The sequence below is a fragment of the Campylobacter parajejuni genome, assembly GCF_046764905.1.
Taxonomy (GTDB): Bacteria; Campylobacterota; Campylobacteria; order Campylobacterales; family Campylobacteraceae; genus Campylobacter_D.
Genome location: NZ_JBKORB010000020.1, coordinates 1 through 2,340 on the forward strand (window position 1 = coordinate 1; position 2,340 = coordinate 2,340).

At 32.3% G+C, this 2,340-nt stretch carries 2 protein-coding genes and 1 pseudogene; all 3 read right to left on the bottom strand.

Features of this window, described 5'->3' with window-relative positions; all coding sequences use genetic code 11:
- Nucleotides 1-323 (bottom strand): annotated as a pseudogene (locus tag ACLL8X_RS09210) (motility associated factor glycosyltransferase family protein); the annotation flags it as partial.
- Between the two features lie 13 nt (nt 324-336).
- Nucleotides 337-2,220 (bottom strand): motility associated factor glycosyltransferase family protein, encoded by a 1,884-nt coding sequence (locus ACLL8X_RS09215; RefSeq protein WP_411990623.1) that lies wholly within the window; start codon nt 2,218-2,220, stop codon nt 337-339.
- Nucleotides 2,199-2,340: hypothetical protein (locus ACLL8X_RS09220; protein ID WP_411990624.1), on the bottom strand; the 142-nt coding region annotated here is incomplete at its 5' end. The genes ACLL8X_RS09215 and ACLL8X_RS09220, both read right to left, overlap by 22 nt.

A 2,340-nucleotide genomic window follows, 5' to 3' on the forward strand; every position in this document is an offset into this window, starting at 1 on the left:
AAAACAACTATATGCTTATGATGTTTATTTTGAAGTAGGGCTTTAAATAAAATTCCATTTCCAAAACCATAAAAATATAATACAGGATAAAGTAGGTATTTGTCATTGTAAGTTTGGAGCATAGCATTTAACTCAGCAAGAGCATTAGCGTAAAGAAAGGTGTTTTTAGTCCTATCTTTTAGATTAATATCTAGCTTATCTTCTCCTAGTATAAGTTCAAATTTAGCAACTTTGATTTGCTCTAGCTTTTCTTTTAAAGCCATATCATTTAAGGCTTGAATGTTTTTGTTAAAAAGTTCTTTTTGGGTGGGGTTAAAAGTCATTTTTTGTCCTAAATTATGCTAAATTATTTTCTTCCATATCGACAAAATCCCAGTTTTTTAAAGCTTTTTCTAGGGTTTGATTTTGCGTATCAAGGTAGCCTAAACCTTGCATAAACCAATTGTATTGTATTTTTAAAAAGTCTATTAAATTGGCTTTTTGTTTTTCCAAGCTCAACACTTCAAATTTTAAAATTTCACATTCATTATGAAAATAAATCGCCTGAGAAAGCTCATTAAAAAGCTTTAATTCTTTAAATTCTTTAAAAAAATGCAGCAAGTTATTTTTAATTTTTTCTAAAGTATGAAAATCCTCTTCCTTGAGTGTAGCTCCTTTTTTTTCAAGAGTGTATTTGAGTTTTTGAAGTTGAGTTTGTGTTTTTTTAGTGAATTCTTTAGCTTCTAAAATACCTTTTTGAAGCTGTTTTTTAAGTCTCTCTTGTTTTTCTTTGGCAGCTTTTTGATTTAAGCTTTTTGGAAAATCAAAGGGTTTATTTAAATCTTCATTTAATAAATTCTCACAAGCCCATAAAAAAGGCTTTTCTATACTTCCTTCTATCCTAGCCCCGCCTTCAGTGCAGTTGTAGGTATTTATGCCTAGCCTTTCTTTCGCCCAAAATATATCCTTTTCAAAAGCCTGACGGAATAAATTCCAACTCAGCTGAGTTCTAACCCTACCTTCGCCCCCGTAAGCTGTGGTGTAGCTTTCGCCTTCTATTTCTTCGCTATGGCTACCATAAATATGCTCCTTAGGATGCGAACTTCCATCTTCGGCGTAAGCTAAATCCTGCCCTATGAAAATGATATTATCAAATCTTAAAGCCCCTGCCATTTCATAGCTCATATTAGAAACGCTGTGTCCTACTCCTATGTAGCCGTATTCATCTAGTTTTAAACTCGCTGCGAAATTTAAAGGACGATGCACTAGCATAAAAACCCTGCCATCTCTTTGCAAAAAATCAATAGCATTACGATGCACCACAGAAGCGATGATGAAAAGTATGCCCTTGTTAAAATCTTTAAAATCATTATTAAAGCACTCAGCTACCACTTCATCGCGTTCAATCATACACACATAATCAGGCTTAATGTCATTCTTAGCCAAAATAGAATAAGCACTATCCGCACAAAAAATCACCGCCTTATTCGCATATTTTTTAAGCAAAGGAAGCTGCTTGATAAGACTGGGTCCGGTTGAGACGATAATGGCATTTTTCGCTTTGGCTCTTCTTTCTTTAAGGAAGGCTTGGAAAATTCCACGCCTAAGCATTTTAGGGATATTGTCTAAGGTATGCTTAATGCCTATTAAAGAATCGTGGGGGTCATTGCCCTTATTTAACACGATAAAGCGTATCATTTCTATGAGTTGGCTCTGCACTTCTTGTATTTGTGTGCTGTAAAATTTTTGATAAAAATCACTATGGATAAAAAGCTTAAAAATTTTCACACTCTTTTGTAAGATTTCATTCATATAAAGCGTGCTAAGTTGTGCTGTGTTAAGGGTTTGGCTATGAAAAAGTATGAGTTTTTCGCTTTTTAATTCTTTGGTAAAATCAAACAAATGAAAGGCTAGGGCTAAAATTTCCAAATCATCTTCAAAAACGATGATTTTCTTGTGATTTTTATTTTCACACAAAGCCTTGTAAAACATACCATTTCCAAAACCATAAAAATATAATACTGGATATTTTTTGTATTCGCTTTGAAAAAGACTTAAATTTTCTAAAAATTCTTGCTGTGGGTTTTCATAAAGAAAAATTGTGTCTTTTGAAAAATTAACTCCATTTTCATTTTGAAGTATGCCAAAATTTAAATGCGTAAGCATTCTTAACTTGTAGGCTAGAATTTCATCTACTTCAAATAAGGCTTGGGTGTTTTTTAAAAAAAGTTCTTTATCCACTTCCCTAATCCTCTTTCTTTAAGCTTTTCTTCTAAAGGAAATATATTTTTAATCAAAGCATTTTCTTGAGCTTTAATATGTCCATAAACTAATTCCATAAATTCCAAATGCTCTTTAATC